26 protein-coding genes and 1 pseudogene are annotated in these 23,499 nt (G+C 38.8%); 19 read left to right on the top strand and 8 right to left on the bottom strand.

All coding sequences use genetic code 11. The features are described 5' to 3' along the window. The first annotated feature begins 94 nt into the window (after positions 1–94). The 11 genes from H6G06_RS12450 to H6G06_RS12400 all read left to right on the top strand — a co-directional run bounded on the left by H6G06_RS12450 (position 95) and on the right by H6G06_RS12400 (position 7,389). Complete coding sequence (locus H6G06_RS12450; protein WP_190560524.1) at positions 95–421, top strand: Mo-dependent nitrogenase C-terminal domain-containing protein; 327 nt, start codon at positions 95–97, stop codon at positions 419–421. 253 nt (positions 422–674) lie between these two features. Beyond that, positions 675–2,042, top strand: coding sequence for a nitrogenase iron-molybdenum cofactor biosynthesis protein NifE (nifE, locus tag H6G06_RS12445; protein ID WP_190560522.1), 1,368 nt, complete (start codon positions 675–677; stop codon positions 2,040–2,042). Between the two features lie 170 nt (positions 2,043–2,212). Further along, positions 2,213–3,544 carry a nitrogenase iron-molybdenum cofactor biosynthesis protein NifN gene (nifN, locus tag H6G06_RS12440; protein WP_190560520.1) on the top strand — a complete coding sequence of 444 codons (1,332 nt, stop codon included), beginning with the start codon at positions 2,213–2,215 and terminating at the stop codon, positions 3,542–3,544. Positions 3,545–3,715: 171 nt separating this feature from the next. Next, complete coding sequence (gene nifX, locus H6G06_RS12435; RefSeq protein ID WP_190560517.1) at positions 3,716–4,135, top strand: nitrogen fixation protein NifX; 420 nt, start codon at positions 3,716–3,718, stop codon at positions 4,133–4,135. Then, positions 4,132–4,608, top strand: coding sequence for a NifX-associated nitrogen fixation protein (locus tag H6G06_RS12430; protein ID WP_190560515.1), 477 nt, complete (start codon positions 4,132–4,134; stop codon positions 4,606–4,608). The genes nifX and H6G06_RS12430 overlap by 4 nt, the downstream gene beginning before the upstream one ends. A 170-nt stretch (positions 4,609–4,778) precedes the next feature. Continuing rightward, positions 4,779–4,979, top strand: a complete 201-nt coding sequence (locus H6G06_RS12425; RefSeq protein WP_190560513.1) for a CCE_0567 family metalloprotein — start codon at positions 4,779–4,781, stop codon at positions 4,977–4,979. Continuing rightward, the gene (gene nifW, locus H6G06_RS12420; RefSeq protein ID WP_190560511.1) at positions 4,976–5,293 is read left to right on the top strand and encodes a nitrogenase-stabilizing/protective protein NifW; all 318 of its coding nucleotides are present in this window, start codon (positions 4,976–4,978) and stop codon (positions 5,291–5,293) included. Before H6G06_RS12425 ends, nifW begins: the two co-directional genes overlap by 4 nt. A 10-nt stretch (positions 5,294–5,303) precedes the next feature. Further along, positions 5,304–6,086 (top strand): HesA/MoeB/ThiF family protein, encoded by a 783-nt coding sequence (locus H6G06_RS12415; protein WP_190560509.1) that lies wholly within the window; start codon positions 5,304–5,306, stop codon positions 6,084–6,086. Between the two features lie 71 nt (positions 6,087–6,157). Beyond that, positions 6,158–6,532: a HesB/IscA family protein gene (locus H6G06_RS12410; protein WP_190560507.1), complete on the top strand. Its 375-nt coding sequence runs from the start codon at positions 6,158–6,160 to the stop codon at positions 6,530–6,532. A 197-nt stretch (positions 6,533–6,729) separates the two neighbouring features. After that, the gene (locus H6G06_RS12405) at positions 6,730–7,029 is read left to right on the top strand and encodes a 2Fe-2S iron-sulfur cluster-binding protein (protein WP_190560506.1); all 300 of its coding nucleotides are present in this window, start codon (positions 6,730–6,732) and stop codon (positions 7,027–7,029) included. A 108-nt stretch (positions 7,030–7,137) separates the two neighbouring features. Beyond that, on the top strand, positions 7,138–7,389 hold the full coding sequence (locus tag H6G06_RS12400; protein ID WP_190560504.1) for a FeoA family protein: 252 nt from the start codon (positions 7,138–7,140) through the stop codon (positions 7,387–7,389). A 79-nt stretch (positions 7,390–7,468) separates the two neighbouring features. On the opposite strand, the gene H6G06_RS12395 is transcribed toward H6G06_RS12400, so the two are convergent. The 3 genes from H6G06_RS12395 to H6G06_RS12385 all read right to left on the bottom strand — a co-directional run bounded on the left by H6G06_RS12395 (position 7,469) and on the right by H6G06_RS12385 (position 10,964). Further along, a complete protein-coding gene (locus H6G06_RS12395; protein ID WP_199306680.1) occupies positions 7,469–8,449 on the bottom strand; it encodes a hypothetical protein in 981 nt (326 codons plus the stop codon). Further along, on the bottom strand, positions 8,450–10,288 hold the full coding sequence (locus tag H6G06_RS12390) for a DNA methyltransferase (RefSeq protein ID WP_190560503.1): 1,839 nt from the start codon (positions 10,286–10,288) through the stop codon (positions 8,450–8,452). A 211-nt stretch (positions 10,289–10,499) separates the two neighbouring features. Further along, a complete protein-coding gene (locus H6G06_RS12385) occupies positions 10,500–10,964 on the bottom strand; it encodes a DUF29 domain-containing protein (protein WP_190560502.1) in 465 nt (154 codons plus the stop codon). Positions 10,965–11,737: 773 nt separating this feature from the next. Here H6G06_RS12385 and H6G06_RS12380 point away from each other — a divergent pair. The 4 genes from H6G06_RS12380 to H6G06_RS12365 all read left to right on the top strand — a co-directional run bounded on the left by H6G06_RS12380 (position 11,738) and on the right by H6G06_RS12365 (position 14,941). Then, positions 11,738–12,334 (top strand): CBS domain-containing protein, encoded by a 597-nt coding sequence (locus H6G06_RS12380; protein ID WP_190560501.1) that lies wholly within the window; start codon positions 11,738–11,740, stop codon positions 12,332–12,334. Between the two features lie 475 nt (positions 12,335–12,809). Beyond that, positions 12,810–13,274, top strand: coding sequence for an ankyrin repeat domain-containing protein (locus tag H6G06_RS12375; RefSeq protein ID WP_190560499.1), 465 nt, complete (start codon positions 12,810–12,812; stop codon positions 13,272–13,274). Next, positions 13,261–14,547, top strand: coding sequence for a nitroreductase family protein (locus H6G06_RS12370; protein WP_190560497.1), 1,287 nt, complete (start codon positions 13,261–13,263; stop codon positions 14,545–14,547). The genes H6G06_RS12375 and H6G06_RS12370 overlap by 14 nt, the downstream gene beginning before the upstream one ends. A gap of 19 nt (positions 14,548–14,566) precedes the next feature. Continuing rightward, positions 14,567–14,941, top strand: coding sequence for a hypothetical protein (locus tag H6G06_RS12365; protein ID WP_190560495.1), 375 nt, complete (start codon positions 14,567–14,569; stop codon positions 14,939–14,941). A 47-nt stretch (positions 14,942–14,988) separates the two neighbouring features. Here H6G06_RS12365 and H6G06_RS12360 read toward each other — a convergent pair whose 3' ends face one another. Then, complete coding sequence (locus H6G06_RS12360) at positions 14,989–15,462, bottom strand: hydrogenase maturation protease (RefSeq protein WP_190560493.1); 474 nt, start codon at positions 15,460–15,462, stop codon at positions 14,989–14,991. A 197-nt stretch (positions 15,463–15,659) separates the two neighbouring features. On the opposite strand from H6G06_RS12360, the gene H6G06_RS12355 reads away from it, so the two are divergent. Next, positions 15,660–16,028 carry an SET domain-containing protein gene (locus H6G06_RS12355; protein WP_190560491.1) on the top strand — a complete coding sequence of 123 codons (369 nt, stop codon included), beginning with the start codon at positions 15,660–15,662 and terminating at the stop codon, positions 16,026–16,028. Positions 16,029–16,078: 50 nt separating this feature from the next. On the opposite strand, the gene H6G06_RS27810 is transcribed toward H6G06_RS12355, so the two are convergent. From H6G06_RS27810 to purE, 4 genes are all read right to left on the bottom strand, one after another. Further along, complete coding sequence (locus H6G06_RS27810; protein ID WP_277875198.1) at positions 16,079–16,201, bottom strand: hypothetical protein; 123 nt, start codon at positions 16,199–16,201, stop codon at positions 16,079–16,081. 117 nt (positions 16,202–16,318) lie between these two features. Next, a complete protein-coding gene (locus H6G06_RS12345) occupies positions 16,319–16,609 on the bottom strand; it encodes a DUF2281 domain-containing protein (protein WP_190560489.1) in 291 nt (96 codons plus the stop codon). A gap of 188 nt (positions 16,610–16,797) precedes the next feature. Next, positions 16,798–18,264, bottom strand: coding sequence for an ammonium transporter (locus H6G06_RS12340; protein WP_190560488.1), 1,467 nt, complete (start codon positions 18,262–18,264; stop codon positions 16,798–16,800). Positions 18,265–19,027: 763 nt separating this feature from the next. Next, positions 19,028–19,546 (bottom strand): 5-(carboxyamino)imidazole ribonucleotide mutase, encoded by a 519-nt coding sequence (gene purE, locus H6G06_RS12335; RefSeq protein ID WP_190560485.1) that lies wholly within the window; start codon positions 19,544–19,546, stop codon positions 19,028–19,030. Positions 19,547–19,616: 70 nt separating this feature from the next. On the opposite strand from purE, the gene nagA reads away from it, so the two are divergent. The 3 genes and pseudogenes from nagA (at position 19,617) to H6G06_RS12320 (ending at position 23,200) form a co-directional block, all read left to right on the top strand. Next, positions 19,617–20,786: an N-acetylglucosamine-6-phosphate deacetylase gene (gene nagA / locus H6G06_RS12330; RefSeq protein WP_190560481.1), complete on the top strand. Its 1,170-nt coding sequence runs from the start codon at positions 19,617–19,619 to the stop codon at positions 20,784–20,786. 639 nt (positions 20,787–21,425) lie between these two features. Next, a pseudogene (locus tag H6G06_RS12325) lies at positions 21,426–21,947 on the top strand (SRPBCC family protein); the annotation flags it as partial. Positions 21,948–22,033: 86 nt separating this feature from the next. Beyond that, entirely contained in the window at positions 22,034–23,200 is a 1,167-nt protein-coding gene (locus H6G06_RS12320; RefSeq protein ID WP_190560478.1) for a zinc-dependent alcohol dehydrogenase, read from the top strand. Positions 23,201–23,499 lie beyond the last annotated feature (299 nt).

The following is a 23,499-nucleotide window of genomic DNA, read 5'->3' as shown; positions in this document are numbered from 1 at the left end:
ATTGGGTATTATTTCCCAATTCCCAATTCCCAATAATTCCCAATTTTTACCTCCCTGAATGTTTTCTTAATTGTAGTTATCTTAGGTTTGTCTTATGGCATCTATTCATCACTCCCATCCTCACCCTAACTATCATCCACCTAACTATAAAAAACCCGGCTCTTTCGATATCCTTAACCCTCTACGACGATTGGTAGATGGAATTCAAATCAAAAATTCTCGCCTCGCTCATCTAATTTGTCGGGTAATTCCCTGCTGCTGTCCCTTCGAGCGAGATATTAATTTATTCGGGCGCACTTTCCATATTCCAGCACTTTGCAAAATCAATCCTTTGTATAACGAGGTTGTCGCTCTACGATTTCGGGCTTTGTCATATCTTGCTGATGAATGTGGCGAAGATGTGACTAAATATATTTGCTAAACATTAGTTATTACTCATTACCCATTACCCCTTACTGTTTGGTTATTAATCATTGATCATTAGTCATTAGTATTCAAAAAACCCAAATGACAATTATCAAGGATTGATGTTATGAAAATTCAGTTACAGATAAATAGACATCTTTTCTGAAACTTTATCTGTGTAAATCTTGTGTAAAGAGGAATTTTGCAGGAAGTCTATTTAAGTTTGCTCACATTTCAATTAATAACTGCCATCCAGCGCGAGAAGAGAGATGAAAATTACCCAAAGCAAAATTAACGAGTTACTTAGTGAGTCAGGATGCGAACATAATCAAAATAAACAAGGAGAAAAGAAAAACAAATCTTGTACACAACAAGCTCAACCAGGTGCTGCTCAAGGGGGTTGTGCTTTTGATGGAGCGATGATTGCATTAGTACCTATTACTGATGCTGCTCATTTAGTACATGGACCTATTGCTTGTGCTGGCAACTCTTGGGGTAGTCGTGGTAGTCTCTCCTCTGGTCCAATGCTTTATAAGACTGGTTTTACCACTGATATTGGTGAAAATGATGTGATTTTCGGTGGTGAGAAAAAGCTTTATAAGGCAATTTTGGAAGTTAATGACCGCTACAAACCTGCGGCTGTTTTTGTTTACGCTACTTGCGTAACTGCTTTAATTGGTGATGATATTGATGCAGTTTGTAAGGTGGCGGCTGAGAAAATTGGTACTCCTGTTGTTCCAGTAATTGCTCCGGGATTTATTGGCAGTAAAAATCTAGGTAATCGCTTTGGTGGTGAAGCTTTACTAGATTATGTAGTTGGCACTGCTGAACCTGAATATACTACACCTTATGATATTAATTTGATTGGTGAGTACAATATTGCTGGCGAAATGTGGGGCGTTTTGCCTTTATTTGAAAAGTTAGGCATTCGCGTATTATCGAAAATCACTGGTGATGCTCGCTATCAAGAAATTACTTATGCTCACCGCGCTAAATTAAATGTGATGATTTGCTCACGGGCATTATTAAACATGGCGCGGAAAATGCAGGAACGTTATGGCATTCCTTACATTGAAGAGTCTTTTTACGGAATTGATGATATTAATCGTTGTCTGCGAACTGTTGCTGCTAAATTAGGTGATCCTGATTTACAAGCACGGACAGAAAAGTTAATTGCCGATGAAACTGCGGCTTTAGATATTGCTCTTGCTCCCTATCGAGAACGCCTCAAGGGTAAGCGAGTGGTTTTATATACTGGCGGTGTGAAAAGTTGGTCAATTATTTCCGCTGCTAAGGATTTAGGAATTGAAGTTGTTGCCACAAGTACCAGAAAAAGTACAGAAGAAGATAAAGCCAAAATCAAGAATTTGTTGGGCAATGATGGCATTATGTTAGAAAAAGGAAATGCCCAAGAATTGCTGAAGTTGGTAAGAGATACTAAAGCCGATATGTTAATAGCTGGTGGTCGAAATCAGTACACGGCTTTAAAGGCAAGAATTCCCTTTTTAGATATTAACCAAGAACGTCATCATCCCTATGCAGGTTATATGGGAATGGTGGAAATGGCCAGAGAATTGTATGAGGCTTTATATAGTCCCATTTGGGAACAAATTCGTAAGCCTGCTCCTTGGGAGTAAATTTTAAGTGACAGGTGACAGTGAAGAGGACAAGGAGCAGAGGAGCAGGGTAAAGATTAATTCTTTTTTCTTTTTTCTGATCGTAGAACGTGGCGATATCCTGACTTCTGACTCCTGACTCCTGAACTCCTACTTTCTTACGTTTTATTTGAGATTATTGAGATTAATTTATGGCAATTGTCACTGTTCCCAATAAGTCTGTTACTGTTAATCCTCTCAAACAAAGTCAAGCTTTAGGTGCATCTTTGGCTTTTTTGGGATTAAAGGGAACTATGCCTTTATTTCATGGTTCTCAAGGTTGTACTGCTTTTGCTAAGGTAGTTTTAGTTCGACATTTTCGGGAAGCCATTCCTCTTGCTACTACCGCGATGACGGAAGTTACTACCATTTTGGGTGGTGAAGAAAATGTTGAACAAGCTATTTTAACTTTAGTAGAAAAAGCGAAACCAGAAATTATTGGTTTATGTACGACTGGGTTAACAGAAACCAGAGGAGATGATATTGAACGTTTCTTGAAAGATATTCGGAAACGTCATCCAGAGTTAGATCATTTAGCAATTGTTTTTGCTCCGACTCCTGATTTTAAAGGTGCATTGCAAGATGGTTTTGCAGTTGCTGTAGAAAGTATTGTCAAGGAAGTTCCCAAAGCTGGAGGAATTAAACCTGAACAAATTACAATTTTGGCAGGTTCAGCTTTCACTCCTGGGGATGTGCAGGAAGTTCGGGAGATGGTGACATCTTTTGGACTGGAACCAATTTTTGTTCCTGATTTGGGTGCTTCTTTAGATGGTCATTTGGAAGATGATTATAGTGCAGTAACTGTTAGCGGTACGACTCTAAAACAACTGCGTTCTTTAGGTAGTTCTGCTTTCACTTTGGCTTTGGGTGAAAGTATGCGGAGTGCAGCAAAAATTCTCCAAGAACGTTTTAATACAGATTACGAAGTTTTTCGGGATTTGACAGGTTTAGAAGCTGTAGATGAGTTTCTTCAAGCTTTATCTGTTTTGAGTGGTAATCCCGTACCAGAAAAATATCGCCGTCAACGTCGTCAGTTGCAAGATGCGATGTTGGATACTCATTTTTATTTTGGTGCTAAAAGAGTTTCTTTGGCTTTGGAACCGGATTTAATGTGGTCTACTGTGCAGTTTTTACAGTCAATGGGGGCTTCTATTCATGCTGCTGTAACAACGACGCGATCGCCTTTATTAGAACATCTTCCCATCAAAAATGTCACTATCGGCGATTTGGAAGATTTGGAAGATTTAGCGGTAGGTTCTGATTTGTTGATTGGTAATTCTAATGTAAATACCATATCTAAACGTCTTTCCATTCCTCTCTATCGTTTAGGAATTCCTATCTATGACCGTTTAGGAAATGGTCTCTTTACTAAAGTAGGCTATCGCGGCACGATGGAAGTTCTATTTGGTATAGGAAACCTGTTTGTAGCACATGAAGAGTCATTAATGATGAAGCAATGGCAACCAATCATTAATAAAGAATAAATGATTGATCTCGTTCCTAGTCTCTGACTAGGAATGCCATCACAGAGTCTCTGACTCTGACATCACAAAAGGCAGAACCTTTTAACATTCATTCCCATACAGAGTATGGAAACGAGAAATTAATCAAATCTTGCCTATTCCTTATTTCCCATTCCCACTTATAAAGGACAAATGAAAGTGAAAATTGCCTTTACGACTACTGACCGAGTTCATATTAATGCTCACTTTGGTTGGGCTAAAGAAATTGATGTCTATGAAATTTCAGATCATGGATATCAATTCCTAGAAACTCTGAAATTTGAAGGCGACCTCAAAGAAGATGGTAATGAAGATAAAATTACCCCTAAACTTGAGGCTTTAAATGATTGCACAATTGTTTATGTTGTCGCTATTGGTGGTAGTGCAGCCGCTCGTTTAATCAAGAAGGGTGTGACTCCAGTCAAGGCGAAATCAGAAGAAGAAAAGATTGAAGAAATCCTGACTAAATTAGTCCAAACTCTCAAAGGAAATCCCCCACCTTGGTTGCGTAAAGCTCTACAACCAAAAACATCAACCTTTGCAGATGAAATTGAAAACGAAGCAACAGTATGAATGAAAATAACAACGTCAACGGAACTACTACAAGCACACCAATAACTTCACCTTTTCTCAAGAGCTTAGTCCAACAAATCCGGGCGCAAGATAGCTATGGTTTTTACCGGAGTTGGTCTGATGAATTGATTCTAAAACCTTTTGTTGTTACTAAACAAAAGAAACGGGAAATTTCCGTTGAAGGTGAAGTTGATCCAGCAACTATTTCTCGGATCAACGCCTTTTTCCGTGCTGTAGCTGCCAGCATTGAAAAAGAAACCGGACTCATTTCTAATGTGGTAGTTGATTTAGGTCATGAAGGATTTGGCTGGGCGTTAGTATTTTCTGGTCGGTTATTGTTAGCTGTAAAAACCTTACGTGATGCTCATCGCTACGGTTTCGACTCCCTAGAAAAATTAAATGAAGAGGGAGAAAACTTTGTCCAAAAAGGCATTGATCTAGCTAAACGTTTCCCCGAAGTAGGAAATATTTAATACTTGGGGATTGGTGATTGGGGACTAGGGAAGAAAGTTTTAGATTTAAGATGGGAGTTAATTTAATTAAATACAATTCCCAATCCCAATCTAAAATACACAATTGAATCTCCAGTTACCAATGACCAATGACCAATGACCAATGACCAATGACTAATCACTAATAACCAATGACGATTGAGGAACTTACAGTAAAAATTAGAAAGCTAAATAGTAAAGCAGGTCAAATGAAGATGGATCTGCATGATTTAGCTGAAGGGCTGCCAACAGATTACAAAAAACTTATGGATGTTGCGGCTGAGACTTATGAAATCTACCGACAGTTGGATGAACTCAAGCAACAGCTAAAAAAAATGGAGGATGCTCAATGAGTGGAACTATTGAAGAATTCAAGAAGCTCGTAGATGCAGAAGAATTTTTTATCTTTTTTCAACTGCCTTATGACCAAAAATTTGTAAATGTCAATCGTCTGCATATATTGAAAAAGTTTTCTCAATATATGTATGAAATTGATGATAAATTTCCTAACTTGAGTTCAGAAGAAAAATTAACTCAATATTGTTTAGCTTTGCAAAAAGCTTATCAGGTTTTTATGGAATCAACACCCCACGAACAAAAGCTGTTCAAGGTGTTTAATGATAAGCCGAAAAATGTAGTCACGTTGACAGAAATCACTTCTGATTAGGAGGTATAAATTGATCAACCTAACGCCTACCGAATTAGAGCGTTATAGTCGCCAAATGATGCTCCCTAATTTTGGCGAAGCGGCTCAAAAGCGCCTGAAGTCAGCGACGGTTCTGGTGACTGGTGTGGGGGGATTAGGTGGGACAGCAGCGCTTTACTTAGCAGTAGCAGGTGTTGGGCGGCTCATCCTAGTCCGGGGTGGTGATTTGCGGATGGATGACATGAATCGTCAAGTTTTAATGACTGACGATTGGGTGGGAAAACCAAGAGTATTCAAAGCCAAAGAAACTCTGGAAGGGATTAATCCTAATGTCCAGATTGAAGCAATTCATGATTACATTACCCCAGAAAATGTAGACTCGTTAGTGCAATCTGCTGATATGGCTCTGGACTGCGCCCACAATTTCGCCGAGCGCAATTTGCTAAATGAAGCTTGTGTGCGTTGGCGTAAGCCGATGGTAGAGGCTGCTATGGATGGGATGGAGGCTTATCTAACCACGATTATTCCTGGTGTGACTCCTTGTTTGTCCTGTCTGTTTCCAGAAAAGCCGGATTGGGATCGACGTGGTTTTTCAGTTCTAGGGGCTGTTTCTGGGACTTTGGCTTGTCTAACAGCGTTGGAAGCTATCAAGCTGATTACTGGTTTTAGTCAACCACTTTTGTCAGAGTTGTTAACAATTGATTTGCAGCGGATGGAGTTTGCTAAACGTCGTTCTCAACGCGATCGCAATTGTCCGGTCTGCGGTAATACTGCACCTTGGAGATATTCCCAATCTCAATCTATATCGGTGTGAAGTTGCACCACAAAAACAATAAATAACCCACATCTGAAAATCAGAATAATCGCTACAGAACAGGAAACAAAATGACTGTTACTTTAACAGAAAAGGCAGAATTTCGTCTGCGGGCTTTTTTAAGAGGTTCCGCAACTGAGGAATCTAATAGCTCTACAAAAGGTGTCCGCATCTCCGTTAAAGATGGTGGTTGCAGTGGCTATGAGTATGGAATTGAAATTACAAGTAAGCCCCAACCAGGTGATATTGTCAGCCAACAAGGAAATGTGTTGGTTTACGTTGATGCTCAAAGTGCGCCGTTATTAGAAGGTGTGGTAATGGATTTTGTTGAGGGAGTAATGGACAGCGGTTTTAAGTTTTCCAATCCCAATGCAACTGACACCTGCGGTTGTGGCAAGTCTTTTAAAGCTGGCGATTGTTCACCTAACGGTGTACCTTGCAGCTAAAAAAATTTGGAACTTAGGGAAAAATAAATATAGAAACTTTCCTAAGTTCCATTCAATCACCTACAAGTTTACAAGTTTTCCGTAGACATACTCTACATCTTTTTTGTGTACGGAAGGGAGCATTTCCCCGCCCTAAAAAGGGGAGACTTAACCAATTTACCAAAGTAATTCTATTCACGTTTGAGGAGAACCAGAAAATGGCTGCATATCAAGTAAGATTAATCAGCAAAAAAGAAAACATCGACACCACAATTGAAATCGATGAAGAAACCACAATTCTCGATGGTGCAGAAGAAGCTGGTATTGAATTACCTTTTTCTTGTCACTCTGGTGCTTGCTCTAGCTGTGTAGGTAAAGTAGTTGAAGGTGAAATCAATCAAGATGATCAATCCTTCCTAGATGATGAACAAATGGGCAAAGGATTCGCTCTGTTGTGTGTTACCTACCCCCGCTCTAACTGCACAATCAAAACCCACCAAGAACCTTACCTTGCTTAATCTCAAGTTAGTAGATTTTTAGGATTCCTAAACCGCTACTTTAATCATGATGGAGGATGTTTATCATCTTTCATCATTTCAATTTTCACTTTTAATTATTATCGTGCTATGTTTACTCGTTTTAGTGTGATGGGTTGTTCTTTAGAATTGCTGAAACCTGGTGAACAGGGAATTGTTACCGTCTGTAAAACTCAGGATGAACTCATTAGAAAAAAGCTTATATCAATGGGCATAAAAACAGGAACTTCAATTATTGTAGACCAACACTTTCCGGCTTTTGTGATTAAAGCTGGTAATATACCTATGACTATAGATAGGGAAACAGCACGGGCTATTTATGTGCGTGTGATTGAGGGTTAAATTATCCAAACTTATTGCACCATTATTAACATTTATTTACCTAGATAGTTAATACTTAGCAAGAGCAACAAGGAACATTTCAGTCATTATGATGCTGCAAATATTGACCTAACAACCTAAAGCAGTGATCATCATTAACTCCCGGTAATTTTTCTTGTAATGCAGCATAAGCTTCTCTGGTTATAACTAAGGAGTAACCAGTTTCAAAATTCTCAAATTCAGCAGATGGTATTTCAGAAAGTTCAGCAACTACATCCAAAATTGTTTCACTCATAACTGTCGTGTCAAGTGAACTAATTAGTCTCTCTAATTCTTTCTTAGTCGCTTCTGTTAACCACACTCTAATCAAACCAGTATCTACAACTTCCCCAATTACAGTGAATATATAAATATTGGGATCTGTTGGAGATGGAATATCAAAATATGGTTGAATTTTAGCGCCTGCTGAAGTTGTCACAGAATATCTCTTTTTATCTGTTTCTGCTTCATAAATCCACAAATTTTTGCTCTCTTTTCTTGAACCTCCACCAGATGGTTTCCATACAGCATAGTAATCTTCTGGATTAGGAATGAGCATTTCCTCTTCAAAATATAAGAACTGTTGTAAACTTTCTTGCCAAAGTAACCATCCAACTCGCATATCAGGCTCTCCTATAGAATTTGCTTGTTGACGCACTCTCTCTCTTCGTCGGTTAATAAGTTCGGCATATTGTCCCAGAACATCACGCATTACTTCATTAGGGTCTGTATCATTGGCGGGTATGCGGATTGATCTTGTAGCTGCGGGATGCATCAATGTTGTACCACAAGCATCTCTTAAGTCAGGTTTTGAACGATAGCAAAGCATTTTATGTTCTACTCCTAACAAACCATACATGACATCAATATTTAAATTTGACCAACCAACTTTCGGAATTCCCTTCGCTCGACAGTAAACATCAGACCAATCTCCTTCTTCAAATTTGCGACCCATCATGTAAGCTACTTTAATGGCTAGAAATTTATGTGCTTGCTCATATTCTTCTATGGTAAAAGCTGGCATTGTTAAAGGTCGGCGCATCTATTTTTTTTCCACTTGTACTTGATCAACTATTTCTCTAAAAGTTTCAAAATCTATAGAAACTAAACTTTCTTTTACAGTTTTAGCCAGCCAAGCAGAATATAAGCGTCGGTAATCAAATTCAGACTGACGGGCAACGTGCAGAAAGTCTTTTGTCAAAATATTCCCATTAGCTAAATATTCCTTAATAAACTCCCTCGCCTGCTCCCTGACTTCTAGCATAGGTTGAGAAATAACTTTTAATGAATGTGATTTTTGGCAATTAATAATTAAATCATAGCCAACCGCATTATCAGAAACAAACATCTTAAAAGTACCATGTTTCTTATCAAAAATCTGAGTTCCTTTAATTTGAAACCCAGCATCAGCTAAAGCTTCTTGAATCACAACCCATGCTTTTTCAGACGAGTTATGAAAGGCAACTGTTAACCAACTACCATCTTTCAAGACTCGTTTAATTTCAGAAAATGCTTTGAGAAGTAAATTCTTATATTCTTGATAGCTTTTACCTTGAACTGGATTGACTATTGCTTCTTCTTTATTATCAGTCCAATGCTGAAGCCAGCTTTCCCAAAGCAAATTCATTTCTGAGTAATTGATATTAGCTCCAAAAGGCGGATCAGTGAAAACATAATCGACTGATTTATCTGGTATTTGCTTTAAATTGCACGCAGATTGTGTACTGACTCGAACTGTACGAGGAATATGAGCAGACTCACGAAAATACCAACTAATGGTTTGAGCTTTTCTTTTAAAGACCTGAAAAACATTTTGCTCATTCATTACGGTTGGTACATGAAAATTAGCAGTATTACCACTGCCCCCCCAAAAACGAAATTCACTGAATACGGTTATCCTTTGGTATAGGGATGTAAGTGTGAACAAAAGTTTATCTCTGACTTTTATATCAGGCCAGCTTGATGCTTCTTGCCAGAGAAATGACATTGCATATAAAGCGCGACGAGTATAACATTGGTCAATAGTTTTAATTCCCGCCAGAATTGGTTGCCGTGTATTTACTCCTTCAGGAATAGTATTTTGTGGATACCACAAATTTTTAGGCATTGGCGATTGTTCTATTGAGTTGATTAATTCACAATCGAAATTATTTAAAGGTACACAACTTTCTTTTAGTCGGCTACCACAACATTTATAACCGACCGCTACAGGATAACGTTGCGTGCGTTTGAGGTTACGTCTCTTTAACAATACATTACAGTGAGGACAGTTCACTTCTTTTTTTATTTTGCTTTCTCTCACTGACGCTTTTTCATCACGTCCGACATCCCAAAATATAAACTCTTGCTGACAATTTTGACATATTAAGCCGTAGCTCCAAACTGTATATAAAACTTTGGCTGGTGAACCACAATCTCGACAGTAGGTTGTATAAAGTTTTTTTTCAAGAGAAGCTGCTCGATTTAAAATTTCATTAATTGCATTTAGATATAGATCAGCATCTATCGGTGTGTTTAAGTTATAAGTTATAAATGCTGCTGCGGGAGACAAATCTGATAGTAGGGCTTTACGTCCTAACTCTGTTGCTGCTACTCCTGTCATCCCTGAACCGCAAAATGGATCTAAAACAACATCACCAGGATTGGTATAATACTCAATCAATGGTTTAATTCCTTGTGGTGGAACTTTGGTATGGTATGTATGAGCATCATAAACATAGGTATTTTTGCCAGCACTAATATCCTTTGCAAACGGTGATTTTACCTGTTTAGAAGATATATTACCATTAATAATATCTCCAAAGCGAGGGTTTAGGTCAAAGCTAAAACAGGCATCATGATGAGTTTTAGTAAGCTCTAGCTTTATCTGATAGCTATCCATATATATTCTTAAGATCAGAGTTATAGAATAATTTATTAGACCTCTCCGGAAATATGGTAGAGACGTTCCGCCGGAACGTCTCTCCGGAAATATGGTAGAGACGTTCCGCCGGAACGTCTCTACAAGGGTTTCAAACCACGCACATTTAATTACCGGAGATGTCTATTGTATAGTGTCTTTATACCAATTAGCAAAAATTTTAGTATTATTCCTATCCAGCAAACCAGTTATCATCTAAAACCTGCTCTAAAGAACCAATAGGATTGATCGGAAATGTATCCAGGGGAAGTTGTGACCTATCGCTGCCTTCTTTTCTTGCTTCTTCATAACATTCATCAAAGATTTCTAAAATGTAAGGTTTCAGACTAGGACTATCTTTAAGTTCTTTTTTTATCTGTCTCCGAAAAGTCCTGATTTCCCCTTTCCAATGTCCTTCCTTACGCTCTCTTTCACTATCCAAATATTTAAGTTTGAGCAGATGTTCGAGTAATCTAATTAATAAACTTTCTATAGCTCGCTTTTGACTTCTCCCCATAGTTTCTAATTCTTCAATCAAATTCTCTAAATCCACAGATGAAAATTGCCCAGCACGAAGCTGATTAATAGTTGTCCGCAACCAAAGATAATAATCTTGGTCATATAAAGTTTGATTTGCTACTTCTATTGGTAACAGCATAGACTCACAGTTGCAATTGCAGGTATACGTGGTCAGTATTTAATATATTGATCAGTTAGCCCAGATTATTAATACCTAATCTACAAGTAGAATAACCAAAAACGGTATCACTTGACTACAAGTTATAACTATATTTGGCAAAAATTTATATCCTCCACTTATTAAAGAAATCGAGGATATTATTTTGATCAGCTAAATTTCATATTATTTTAATGGCAATTTCTATATTGTATAACCAATAAATCATATAACAAATCGTAATATCCAATATCTAAAACATGGACTATAATTTCCTGCTTCTGTAGTCCATTTAACAATTTTTTAATCAGATTTATGGTCAAAAATGGGTGGATCTTTATAAATCATTCATAATTCCAGCTTATCAGAGTGATAATATATAAGTAAGCTAAATTGTTGGCAGTGAACCTAAACCTCAACAAAAAGCGGTTACAGAGTTAGCACAAACATTCTTACTTGATTCCTGGTTAACCTACAACAAAGGTAAAGAGTAAGAAAGCTAGATAAAAATATAGAGAAACTGCGTAAACCTTATTCCCAAAATCACCGGATTCATTAAAATCTCTAGGATTTTTAACACTCCGGCTCAGGAATATCTAATTAAAGTAATTGCTTTTTTAGCCAGTAAATATAACGCCTCACAATTCAATTTCTATTGATTAAGGTGCAGGCTACCGAGATAAAGTTTAGGAAAAACCGCAGCAGTTTAGAAGTAATTCACTGATTCGCTAAACCGAACTTAAGGAGCAGGAATTATGAGAGCCAAACAAATTATGACTCAAGATGTTGCTACTATTCGCGGTTCCGCAACCGTAGCAGAAGCAGTCAAACTAATGAGGCTCAAAGAACTGCGGGCTTTAGTTGTTGAACCTCGTCACAGTGGCGATGCTTACGGTATGGTGACAGAAATGGATATTGTAGGCAAAGTTGCTGCTTTTGGCAGAGATCCCGAACGGGTTCATGTTTACGAGGTGATGACTAAACCCTGCGTTGTTGTCAATCCTGATCTAGATATTGAATATGTAGCGCGGTTATTTGCTAATACTGGTGTGTGGCGTGCGCCGGTTATCCAAGGTGAATTATTAGGCATTATTTCTGTTACCGATATACTCACCAAGGGTAACTTTGTCGATAAACCAAAATTAAAATTCTTACGCAAAGAGATTCAAAAAGCTATCTCTGAAGCTCGCTCAATTGCTGCTAACTATGGTGCAGATTCTAAACGCGCAATTGAAGCTTGGGATATAGTAGACGAACTCGAAGCAGAAGCCACTTTTTATGGTGTACCAAAACCAGGCAAAACTGCTAGAAAGATGTTTTCTGAAGAAGCACAACCAGTAGCTGTAGGATAACAGACTTAGTAGGTGATAAGTGACAGAGTGAAAGGTCTGTTTGTATCTTAGTTCTGTCAGTGGCTCACGCCACGCTGCACTATCAGTTAATGTTGTACATACCTTGTCGCTCCCTCAAACCTTTTCTCTTCCAGGGTGATAAATAAAATTTCTCTTAGCCCCCCTTTTTAAGGGGGGTTGGGGGGATCTAATTTGTGGCAACTTCACAGAGAATTGGTATTGCAATTGTTCAACAGCTACTGCTGGTTTTTCAGAACTCTAATAGGATTTTTAAATATGGTGGGCTTTGCTCACCATTATGTTTTTAGTTGTTAAGGATTCAGAATACAAAATTCAGTAGGAATCAGGGCTTTTAAGTCGAGCTTGATAATTTCTTTAATAACTTGCTCCTCTATATTCCTGATGCAAGCAAATATTTTGACTCCTGACTCCTGACTCCTGAATTCTTACTTTAGTTGTTTTTCTAAAACTAATTATGAGTCAAACAAATCAACCAAATTTGAGTGCAGCAACTAGCCAATGGCTAAACACAAAAGGTTACAACGCTGAGGATTTAAATCAGCGTGGTGAAAATGGTGATACACCTTTAATGAAAGCTACCAGGGAGGGATTATACGCGATTGTGAAACAACTGATAGATGCGGGTGTGGATATCAACGCCACAAACAATGATCACAATAATGCTCTGTGGTTTGCTTGTTTTGGCGATCGCTACGATTTAATCAATTTGCTGCTAGATGCCAACATCGATATTAACAATCAAAATGATAATGGCGCAACTGTCCTGATGTATGGTGCATCGGCTGGAAAGACAGAAGTAGTGAGATTGCTATTACAACATAATCCTAACATGAATTTGCAAAATTTGGATGACTATAAAGCAATTGACTTTGCCAGCAATATAGAAGTTTTAAGGTTACTTAAAAATGCCACACAGTAAGCTTTCTGGAACAGCCTTTCACCAGGCTACCAAGCATTCTTACCTATCGGTGCAGATGAATCCAAATTATGTGGATGCCTCAACTCAACCCCGCGCCTTTAAAGTTTATCCCAAATTTTATCGGCGAGTGAAATTAATTCCCGATAATCCCATTCATGCTTTTATCAGGTTAACAAGCGCCATTACTTTTGAGAAGATTTACAAAAACGAACCCTATCAATTACGGGTAAATCCCTCAGCGGGGGCGTTATATCCGACGGAAGTTTATATCCAGATTCGTGGTGTTGAAGGATTTATAGACGGCATCTACCATCTCGAAGTTGAGAATAATTGTCTGACGTTGATTTATGAATTAATTGATGATGGTTTAGAAAGTTATATTATACCCAATAAACGTATCAATGGCTTCATTTTTTTAGTTAGTTGTGTTTATCATAGGTCTAGCTGGAAATATCAAGACAGGAGCATTAGATATTGCTTATTGGATAGCGGACACCATTTGGGTGCTATTGCAGCTTCAGCATATCTTCATGAAAAAAACATCAACTTAATCTTTGACTTTGATAAACTCTCTCTCAATGCTGATTTAGGATTTGAGAATAAGGAGTTTATTAGTAGTTGTGTGATATCGGGAGAGACACACGAAAATCCAGTCAGACGCTTGAGGTTATCAGTTCCTTTTGTTTGTGGTACTGACTATTTTCAAGCTAATCAATTCATTGAAGATGCCTATCAAGCAACATCAATGCAACCTAGTCACCAGCAAAAGCTAGAACATCCTCAATTTAATTTTCACCGAGAACGGTTTTTTGAGAACGTTTGGAATAGGCGTTCTATTCGACGTTTTCAAAGGCAGTCTATTGATCAAAAAATCTATTGGCAAATTTGGCAAGATATACAGCAACCAATCCCAACAGAAAATTTTGAGAAAATAGAAATTTACTCGGCGGTGCATCGTGTTGAAGGCATGACACCCGGTTTATATAACGGTAGGAATCTCATTGAGTCGGGTGAATTTAGCGAAAAAACAGGTTACTTGTGCATTAATCAGGCGCTGGCTAAAGACTGCGCTGTAACTTTGTTTTTTGTGTCCGATTATTTGAGTTATCAAACTGCTGTGCAATTAGCTGGTTTGATCGGACAGAGAGTATATCTATCCAGCAATTATTGGGGAATAGATTGTAGTGGTATTGGTGCTTTTTATGATGATGAAGCCCAAGCGTTTCTAGGAACCAATAAGGATGTTCTTTATGTAATGGCAATTGGTAAGTAAAATAGGAAAATCAAGAGAAATGGCCAGAAGAGAATCAGAATTCAATGCTGATGATAAGCACCCTATGCAAGCAACATCAGCCGATATTATCCTGAGACAACAGCTAGAGTATTCTATTAGCCGTTACTTTTATCAAGGATGCGATCGCACACTTCAAAATCTGTTGTCTCATTGTCGTTGGTATATGACAACTCATGCTAGTGCTATGACTTTAGTAATTGAATGCCCAGACCAAGTTACCAACTGGCGAATTTTGCAGAAAATCGTGCCAATGGCCAGTTTACTTTATAGCATTGTCAGCAGTGCAAAAATTCGCGTCTGTCCCCCAGAAGCTAACGCTGTACCGTTTGAAATGAGGGTAGATGAACTATCAGTTTACCGTGACTGGGCATAACTAGATTTTGGATTTTGGATTTTGGATTTTGGATTTGAGATTGTTAATTATGCCGTCACATTCTGGTTTATAATTGTGATTAGTTCTGCCAAAACTAAATCAACAGAATGTTGAACAGCAGGACTTAAATCTAGTCCAAAACCAAGATTTGCAGCTTCAATTAAATAAACAGTCACATCTTGGGGGAAATCATCTTTAAAGATTTTTCTCCCCGCAGCTAAAGCATGATCCCAACGAAAATCATGCAGGTTATAACTAGGTTCTGGTAGAGCTTCTAGTTCTTTCCCTGGGACTTTAAATATAGCACCTGCTTCGGAATCTGTGCAACTAGCATCAAGAATAATTAATTTTTCACTTCCTCTCGCTTGAAACATCACTTCCATTCCCGCAGTACCACAATCAAAAACGCGGACTTGGGGGTGAGTATTTTGGGCGAGATATTGCTGTAAACGTTGGGCGATGATTACGCCTACAGCATCGTCATTACGATTGAGATTGCCACAACCAATGATAGTTAGCATGGGATATTTATAATAACATGAATATTCTCCATTCTGCACATAATATTCCCCAAAAAATTAAATTTTACGGAAATTTTGATAACATCTCTAATCCTTGACTTTATAGTGACTATAGCAGCCGTAAGTCAGTGACAAAAATTTGTCTTCGTTTTCTCTGCGTCTATCTGTAGTAATGAGTAATCAGATAGAATTGCAATATGCTAGTATTTCGTGATACAGAAGTTAAAGGTAGAGGTATATTTGCTCATCAAGATTTTGCTAAAGGCGAATTAATTGAAACAGCCCCAGTGATTGTTATCCCTAAACAACAAGTTAAGTTAATTACTAAAACTGTTTTACTTAATTATTATTTTGGTTGGCATGGAGAAAGTGGCGCTATAGCTTTAGGCTTTGCGTCACTTTTTAATCATTCCTATCATCCTAATGCTTTGTATGTGAAGAATTTTGCTAAAAATATAATTGAGATTATTGCTTATAAAGATATCAGGAAAGGTGAAGAAATTACTATTAATTACAATGGGCAGGTTGATGATTTATCCCCTGTGTGGTTTGATGTGATGGAATAATGCTCACGCAAAGACGCAGAGGCGCAGAGACGAAAAGAGTAGGTTATTGTTTAACTTTTATCATCACTCTCAAGAATTTCTTTAAGTTTTTCTTCTGTCATACCTTTGGCTTCAGCATTTTCACCAATTTGATCACAAAATTGTTGAAATTCATCTTTTAGCAATCTAGTCAATCTTTGATATTCTGAGACGGAAAGAACTACAGTAAAGTAGGTTGGGTTGACGTAAGGAAACCCAATTTTTAGTAATTTGGTGTTGGGTTGCGCTTCACTTAACCCAACCTACTCAAATTATGTATTATTTTTTTGTTTTATTTCTGCATCTCTTTTAGCCCAAAAATCATCTCGTGCGGCTTGTTCATCAATCAGTTTCTTCTGTTTAATTTCATCATCTTCTAAATCAGATAAATAGTCAGCAAAATCATATTCCTCAATATCCAGAGATTCTTTAAACTCTAGCCACAATTCCCATTGATTACCGCTATGCTTAATTAATAGAAAGTCGATAAAATCACTAACTTCCTGAACTAAAGAGTCTGGTATTTCCCGAATTTGAGCAATAATTTTATCTCGTAAATTCATAAGAATAAATCTAGGTTCCGTGTTTCCCTATTCTCATTGTAACCGAACTCTTCCTTTCTTCCTTCGCTCCTTAGCGCCTACCCTGCGGGATATCCTAACGGAGATTACGTGAAATATAAAAATCCCCGACTTCTCCAAAAAATCGGGGATCTAATTATTTATCAATGATGACTAAATCAAGATCAGATTTATTCACCCTCAAAAGCACCAATGCGAGGCTTTTTAGAATGATTTTGTTGTTCTTCAACAAACTCTTCCACTGCGTAAACATCAGGCCAAACAGTAGCGCCGTGTTCGTAAGCATCAATCCCGATTTTATCAGCTTCAGGATCAACACGGAATTTACCAATAGCTTTTAATCCCAAGAACATTGCAAAGGCAAAAGCTATAGTAAATGCACTGACAGCAACTAGACCCAAAATTTGCACACCCAGTAAGTCAAAACCACCACCTAAAAGTAGACCAGCTTTACCACCAGTGAGTTCTTTTTGACCTAAAAAACCGATCGCTAAAGTACCCATCATGCCATTGATACCGTGAACTGCAAAGGCACTTACAGGGTCATCAATGTGCATTGCTTCAATTAAGTCAATTCCCAGCACTACTAAAATTCCCCCGGTTAAGCCAATTAAAACCGCAGCCCAAGGGAGAATAAAAGCACAACCGGCGGTAACTCCTACTAAACCAGCTAAAGAACCATTCAAACAATAAACTAGGTCCCATTTACCGGAACGGAAAAACTGGTAAAACATGGCTGATAAAGCGCCACCACCAGCACCTAAAGTAGTATTGAGGATGACTAACCCAATTAAACCAGTATTACCAGTGCTGAGGGTAGAACCAGGGTTGAAACCGTACCAACCAAACCACAAAATCATGGTTCCCAAGGCTGCTAAACCTAAATTGTGTGCAGGTGGGAGTGTTCCCCAAGGTGTACGTCCAGGACGAGGACCAAGTAAATAAGCCCCAACTATCGCTGTCCAACCGCCAACGGTGTGAACTACTGTACTACCAGCAAAGTCGAGGAAACCCATTTTAAATAACCAGCCGTTGGAGTTCCAGACCCAGTGAACAATAAGTGGGTAACTAAATGCACCCATGATGGCGCTGTAAATTAAGTCACCGATAAAGTCTGTTCTTCCCGCCATTGAACCGGTAGTGATGGTACTAGCGGTAGCAGCAAAGGCAAATTGGAAGAAGAATAAGGTATAGGTATTAATTGCAGCAGTGGAACCAGGTGCGCCCATCGGGTAGCTACCATCTGCACCGGGTAATTGACTCAGAAAAAAGGTATCTGTGCCAATGAAACCCCCCGCACTTGTACCGAAAGCGATACCAAAGCCAATACCCCACCAAACCAAAATAGTTACGGCTGCATCAACGAAGTTCTCTAGTAAGGCGTTAACTACTCCTCTTTGTCGCAGTAAACCTGCTTCTAACATCGAGAAACCGGTTTGCATGAAGAAGACTAAAAAGCCAGTGAGTAGTACCCAGGTGGTATCAATGGAAATTTGTAATTTTGTTGTTGTGTCCGCTAAAGATTGTACTGTTGGCGGATCTGCTGCTTGTACAACTGTGGGAGCGAAAATTGCAAAGACCATTGAGCCTATAGCTAGTGCTAGTAGGCGGTGTAAGGGACTAATGCGTTTATTCATTGCTGTTTGTATGGCTAGAAAAGCTTCAATTGATTTTCTTTGGCTTACCCAAATAAATTAGTTTAATTGGGGTAATTGCACAAGATTTTTGCTAATAAATCTGAAAACTCATGGTTTTGATGTTTTAGTTTCTAGATGTTTTTTATCTTTGCTAAAACACATTTAGTTTGAATAGCATAAGAGGCATTAGCCCTTATGCTAAAAGGGCTGAGAAGTTTGTTTTTATTAACAATTCCCTATTTCTCATGAAGGATGATCACTCGTCAAGGTGCAGTTTTTAATCTGGCACAATGCAGTTAATTGAATAATGAATGATTGAGAACGAGAATATACAGGAATTAGTTAGATTAACTCCTGCTTTGAGTTGGTGAAACAACAAGGAAATAAATTTGATTGATTGTGTATTTAATAAAGTTAAATTTTATTTAATACAGTTAAATGTTCTGTATCGTAAAATACAATTTTTTGGATTTTGATATAAATTATGCTTCTAGATAGATAAAATAAGGGAAGGTCGATATATCCTGTATCACCCTGGCAATATCAGCATTTGCCGCTATTAGCAGTGTACCTTCAAAGCATATATTTCTTAAGTATATAAATTATTAATCATTTAATCATTTAATATATTAAAAAGTTATTATGCAAGCAATTCAACAGCCATTATAAGGTAACTAATAGTGTAGGAGAATTTTAGCAAAAAAGTAAGCTGAAGTTACATTTTTTGCTATTCGTTTTCTATTGGTAGGGCGATCGCTAAAAGCTAAAACATCTGCTGTAAATATTGTTGATAGCCCAACTCTTGCAATTTGCTTTGTTTATTCATTACCATATCACATAAGCTTTGACGATATGCCTGGACTTGTTGCAGCAGTTCTGGTTGGTGAGTAGCGAGGATCTGCACTGCTAAGAGTCCGGCATTTTTAGCATTACCAATAGCCACTGTAGCAACGGGAATACCTGCTGGCATCTGCACAATAGAATATAAAGAATCTACACCTTGTAAATTGCGAGTAGCTACGGGAACACCAATTACAGGTAATGGGGTTAAAGATGCTACCATACCAGGCAGATGGGCAGCACCACCAGCACCAGCGATAATTACTTTGATACCTCGTTGGTGTGCGGTTTGGGCATATTCCACCATGCGTTCTGGGGTACGATGGGCAGATACTATGGCTACTTCGTATTCAATTCCAAATTCCTCACAAACAGCGATCGCATCTTTCATTGTGGGCAAATCGGAATCACTGCCCATGATAATACCAATTTCAAGACTCATACAATTTTAGTTGAATTGCTAGTTTTTCCATCTACAATCGGTTGAGATGTAGCTGTTTCTGGCTAGGGTAATGACCAAAGCAACACCAAATCCCATCCTGTCAAACGTAGATATTATCAATGCAAGAGTACCCGGTTATCAAGATTTGCAGATGATTTGGGTAAATGAAGATGGTATAATTGAGCAAATTTTGCCCATGGGCAGAGTTTGTCAACGAGTTTCACCAAAAGATTTACAAATTTTGGATGTCGGTGGTGATTGGATATCTTTAGGTGGTGTTGATTTACAAATTAATGGGGGACTAGGTTTAGCTTTTCCTGAGTTGACGCAAAAAGATATCCAGCAGTTAGATCAAATATCCCAGTTTTTATGGGATGCAGGAGTTGATGGTTATTTACCAACTCTGGTGACGACTTCTGTAGAAAATATCCAGCGATCGCTCTCTCTCATCTCCAACTATAATCAAAAATCCGGCGCAAAAATTCTCGGAGTCCATCTCGAAGGACCATTTTTGAATTATGGTAAACGAGGCGCACATCCAGCAGAATATTTATTACCCTTGACGATGAACGAAGTCAAGCGGGTATTAGGTAACTACGCCTCAGTTGTCAAAATCATCACCCTAGCACCAGAATTAGATCCCACCGGGGAGGTGATCCCCTATTTGTGTTCCTTGGGTATCACTGTTAGTTTAGGACATTCCCAAGCCACAGCAGCACAAGCACAACAAGCATTTGATGCCGGTGCAACAATGGTAACTCATGCCTTCAATGCTATGCCACCGTTACATCACCGCGAACCGGGATTATTAGGTGCAGCTATGAACCATCCCCATGTGATGTCTAGTTTTATCGCTGATGGACAGCACGTTGTCCCCATCATGTTAGAAATTCTCTTGCGTGCTAGTAAAGGTTTATTTCTAGTCAGTGATGCTTTAGCACCGTTAGGATTACCAGATGGTGTGTATCCTTGGGATGATCGGAAAATTACAGTTAAAAATGGTACAGCTAGATTAGCAGATGGGACTTTATCGGGTACAACTTTACCTTTATTGACGGGAGTACAAAATTTGGTAAAATGGGGGATTTGTGATGTTGAAACAGCCATTTTCTTAGCTACAGATGCACCTAGAAAATCCCTGAATTTACCCACACTTACCCCCCATCAATCTGCTAGTTTATTACGTTGGTATTGGGATGAAAATACAAGAGAACTGACTTGGAAAAGAATTAGTAATTAAGATTTTGTTCCGCCCCAAGACGCAAATACTCAAGCCCGAACAAATTGAGTAGTTTATTCCTTTATTGATGACAACTTACCCTGTAAGTGAGGCTCAACCGAATAACCTATTTAGCTGAAAGTGGTAGATACTCAATTTATTCTTCTACCACTTTTTTTTGCGAAGTTTAATTTTAGGACATATCATATATTGATCCGATTTGATTTATGAATATTTCGTAGAGGCAGGGAACAGGCAACAGAGAACAGGGAACAGGTAAGAAGATTTTCCGTGTGTACTGAGTCTTGTTCAATAATCAAATAGGAGTCCTATATCTAATAGTCAGTATTGATATTAGACATCTCCGCCAAAGATTGTAGAGCCGAGAATCCCTATAGTAAAAAGGGGTTTCTAGGTTGCTATCATCCTGAATCAGAAACTACACAATTTATAGATCTGAAGTCCTGTCTACAAACCTCTAAATAGGCAATTACTACTTTTGGACTATCAAAATAGTTGAAAACTAAGACTATTGAAAGGGTATAAATAATTCATTTTTACCTATAAATGATATTGGAGTTTGAACTCTCAAATTTGTCTAATCTGAAAAGGAATTTCCATTGGTGGTGCTGAATCCATAGTTCATGACCCACTAAACTCCAAGAAAAAAATATACAGCAAGTACCGGAGGCACTGGTCATGAACCATGCTAATAAAGTTGAAAAGGTAGTGACGATTAACAAAGGGGCAGACGAACTCTACCGCTTTTGGCATAACTTTGAGAACTTGCCGCTCTTCATGAAGCATCTCAAAGAAGTGAAAGTATACAACGATAGGCGTTCACACTGGATCACCCGTGGTCCATTAGACAGCAGCATTGAGTGGGATGCAGTCATCATCGAAGATCGGGAAAACGAATTGATTTCTTGGGCTTCGGTTCAAGGCGCAGACGTTGATAACTCTGGTTCTGTCAGCTTCCAGCCAGCACCCGGCAATCGCGGTACTGAGGTAAAAGTCGTGACTGAATATAATCCTCCTGGTGGAGCAATTGGAGATGCTGTAGCCAAACTCTTTGGTAAGGAACCAAAACAGCAACTGGCAGACGATTTGCACCGCTTCAAAATGATGGCGGAAGCTGGGGAAATTGCCACCATAGAAGGTCAACCAAAAGGCAATGGGTAATAGAGAGCAAGGAGAGATGATCTTCCCTATTGCCTTTTCCCAATCATCAATCACCAATCACTAATCATCAATCACCAAAAATTATTATGAAAGCAGTTTGTTGGTATGGTAATAACGATGTGCGCTTAGAAAGTGTACCCGATCCAAAAATCCTTAATCCACGTGATGCTATTGTTAAAATCACGACAACGGCAATTTGCGGCTCTGATCTGCATATTTATGACGGCTACATCCCCACCATGGAAAAGGGCGACATCCTGGGACATGAATTTATGGGGGAGGTTGTTGAGCTAGGCAAGGCGGTCAAAAATATCAAGGTAGGCGATCGCGTGGTTGTACCATTTCCGATTTCCTGCGGTGGTTGTTTCTTCTGTAAAAGAGATTTATGGTCACTTTGCGATAACTCTAACCCGAATGCCTGGATGGCAGAAAAAATCATGGGTCATTCCCCATCTGGTATTTTCGGCTATTCTCATATGCTGGGTGGCTATGCTGGCGGTCAAGCTGAATATGCTCGTGTTCCCTTTGCTGATGTCGGTTTGTTGAAGATTCCTGATGGACTGACGGATGAACAAGTCGTATTTTTGACAGATATCTTCCCCACTGGCTATATGGCAGCGGAAAACTGTGATATTCAGCCGGGTGATATTGTTGCTATTTGGGGCTGTGGACCAGTTGGACAATTCGCTATTCGCAGTGCTTATATGCTCGGTGCTGAACGGGTAATTGCGATTGATCGTGTTCCTGAACGTCTACAAATGGCTAAAGATGGCAAGGCAGAAGTCCTCAACTTTGAAGAAATTGATGTTGGTGAAGCTCTCAAAGAAATGACAGGGGGGCGCGGTCCTGATGCAGTGATGGATGCGGTGGGAATGGAAGCCCACGGTATGGGTCTAGAAGGTCTGTATGATAAAGCCAAACAAGCGGTGCGTTTAGAAAGCGATCGCCCCCATGTGCTGCGGCAAGCAATTGTGGCTTGTCGCAAAGGTGGTACTGTATCAATTCCCGGTGTGTATGGCGGCTTTATAGACAAGATGCCAATGGGTGCTGCCATGAACAAAGGTTTGACATTCAAAATGGGACAAACTCACGTTCATAGATATCTGCATCTGCTACTGGAGCGTGTCCAAAATGGCGATATCGACCCTTCTTTCGTCATCACTCATAGTCTACCGCTGGAGCAAGCACCCCACGCCTATGAAATTTTTAAGCACAAGCAGGATAGCTGTATCAAGGTTGTACTAAAACCATAAGCATTATCGAACATTGTCATTCAATAGACAGACAAATTGAATATGATCTACCAATGAACTACCCAGCCCTACGCTATCGCACATAGGGCTGGGTTTCTACATATTTGTCTATTGATTTGGCGAAGTTTTACAATACCCAGGCGTAGGACAAGATTTTTTTAGCATTTTGTTCTGTTTCTACGAGTAGAGCTTGAGTACGACGCAATTCCTCTAGTATCAAGCAATTATGAATTATGAATTACCAATGAGCAGCCCAAACAGATATGATAAGTATCCAAGCATCCTTTATCTAATTTGTT

Origin of the sequence: Anabaena sphaerica FACHB-251 (assembly GCF_014696825.1) — a bacterium.
Lineage (GTDB): Bacteria > Cyanobacteriota > Cyanobacteriia > Cyanobacteriales > Nostocaceae > RDYJ01.
Note: the sequence above shows the minus strand (reverse complement) of the source record. Positions and strands in the feature narration are given on the sequence as shown.

Excerpts from the sequence above, each read along its gene's own strand:
- H6G06_RS12450 (WP_190560524.1), top strand. The coding sequence starts at position 95 with ATGGCATCTATTCATCACTCCCATCCTCACCCTAACTATCATCCACCT.
- nifE (WP_190560522.1), top strand. The coding sequence starts at position 675 with ATGAAAATTACCCAAAGCAAAATTAACGAGTTACTTAGTGAGTCAGGA.
- nifN (WP_190560520.1), top strand. The coding sequence starts at position 2,213 with ATGGCAATTGTCACTGTTCCCAATAAGTCTGTTACTGTTAATCCTCTC.
- nifX (WP_190560517.1), top strand. The coding sequence starts at position 3,716 with ATGAAAGTGAAAATTGCCTTTACGACTACTGACCGAGTTCATATTAAT.
- H6G06_RS12430 (WP_190560515.1), top strand. The coding sequence starts at position 4,132 with ATGAATGAAAATAACAACGTCAACGGAACTACTACAAGCACACCAATA.
- H6G06_RS12425 (WP_190560513.1), top strand. The coding sequence starts at position 4,779 with ATGACGATTGAGGAACTTACAGTAAAAATTAGAAAGCTAAATAGTAAA.
- nifW (WP_190560511.1), top strand. The coding sequence starts at position 4,976 with ATGAGTGGAACTATTGAAGAATTCAAGAAGCTCGTAGATGCAGAAGAA.
- H6G06_RS12410 (WP_190560507.1), top strand. The coding sequence starts at position 6,158 with ATGACTGTTACTTTAACAGAAAAGGCAGAATTTCGTCTGCGGGCTTTT.
- H6G06_RS12405 (WP_190560506.1), top strand. The coding sequence starts at position 6,730 with ATGGCTGCATATCAAGTAAGATTAATCAGCAAAAAAGAAAACATCGAC.
- H6G06_RS12400 (WP_190560504.1), top strand. The coding sequence starts at position 7,138 with ATGTTTACTCGTTTTAGTGTGATGGGTTGTTCTTTAGAATTGCTGAAA.
- H6G06_RS12395 (WP_199306680.1), bottom strand. The coding sequence starts at position 8,449 with ATGCGCCGACCTTTAACAATGCCAGCTTTTACCATAGAAGAATATGAG.
- H6G06_RS12390 (WP_190560503.1), bottom strand. The coding sequence starts at position 10,288 with ATGGATAGCTATCAGATAAAGCTAGAGCTTACTAAAACTCATCATGAT.
- H6G06_RS12385 (WP_190560502.1), bottom strand. The coding sequence starts at position 10,964 with ATGCTGTTACCAATAGAAGTAGCAAATCAAACTTTATATGACCAAGAT.
- H6G06_RS12380 (WP_190560501.1), top strand. The coding sequence starts at position 11,738 with ATGAGAGCCAAACAAATTATGACTCAAGATGTTGCTACTATTCGCGGT.
- H6G06_RS12375 (WP_190560499.1), top strand. The coding sequence starts at position 12,810 with ATGAGTCAAACAAATCAACCAAATTTGAGTGCAGCAACTAGCCAATGG.
- H6G06_RS12370 (WP_190560497.1), top strand. The coding sequence starts at position 13,261 with ATGCCACACAGTAAGCTTTCTGGAACAGCCTTTCACCAGGCTACCAAG.
- H6G06_RS12365 (WP_190560495.1), top strand. The coding sequence starts at position 14,567 with ATGGCCAGAAGAGAATCAGAATTCAATGCTGATGATAAGCACCCTATG.
- H6G06_RS12360 (WP_190560493.1), bottom strand. The coding sequence starts at position 15,462 with ATGCTAACTATCATTGGTTGTGGCAATCTCAATCGTAATGACGATGCT.
- H6G06_RS12355 (WP_190560491.1), top strand. The coding sequence starts at position 15,660 with ATGCTAGTATTTCGTGATACAGAAGTTAAAGGTAGAGGTATATTTGCT.
- H6G06_RS12345 (WP_190560489.1), bottom strand. The coding sequence starts at position 16,609 with ATGAATTTACGAGATAAAATTATTGCTCAAATTCGGGAAATACCAGAC.
- H6G06_RS12340 (WP_190560488.1), bottom strand. The coding sequence starts at position 18,264 with ATGAATAAACGCATTAGTCCCTTACACCGCCTACTAGCACTAGCTATA.
- purE (WP_190560485.1), bottom strand. The coding sequence starts at position 19,546 with ATGAGTCTTGAAATTGGTATTATCATGGGCAGTGATTCCGATTTGCCC.
- nagA (WP_190560481.1), top strand. The coding sequence starts at position 19,617 with ATGACCAAAGCAACACCAAATCCCATCCTGTCAAACGTAGATATTATC.
- H6G06_RS12320 (WP_190560478.1), top strand. The coding sequence starts at position 22,034 with ATGAAAGCAGTTTGTTGGTATGGTAATAACGATGTGCGCTTAGAAAGT.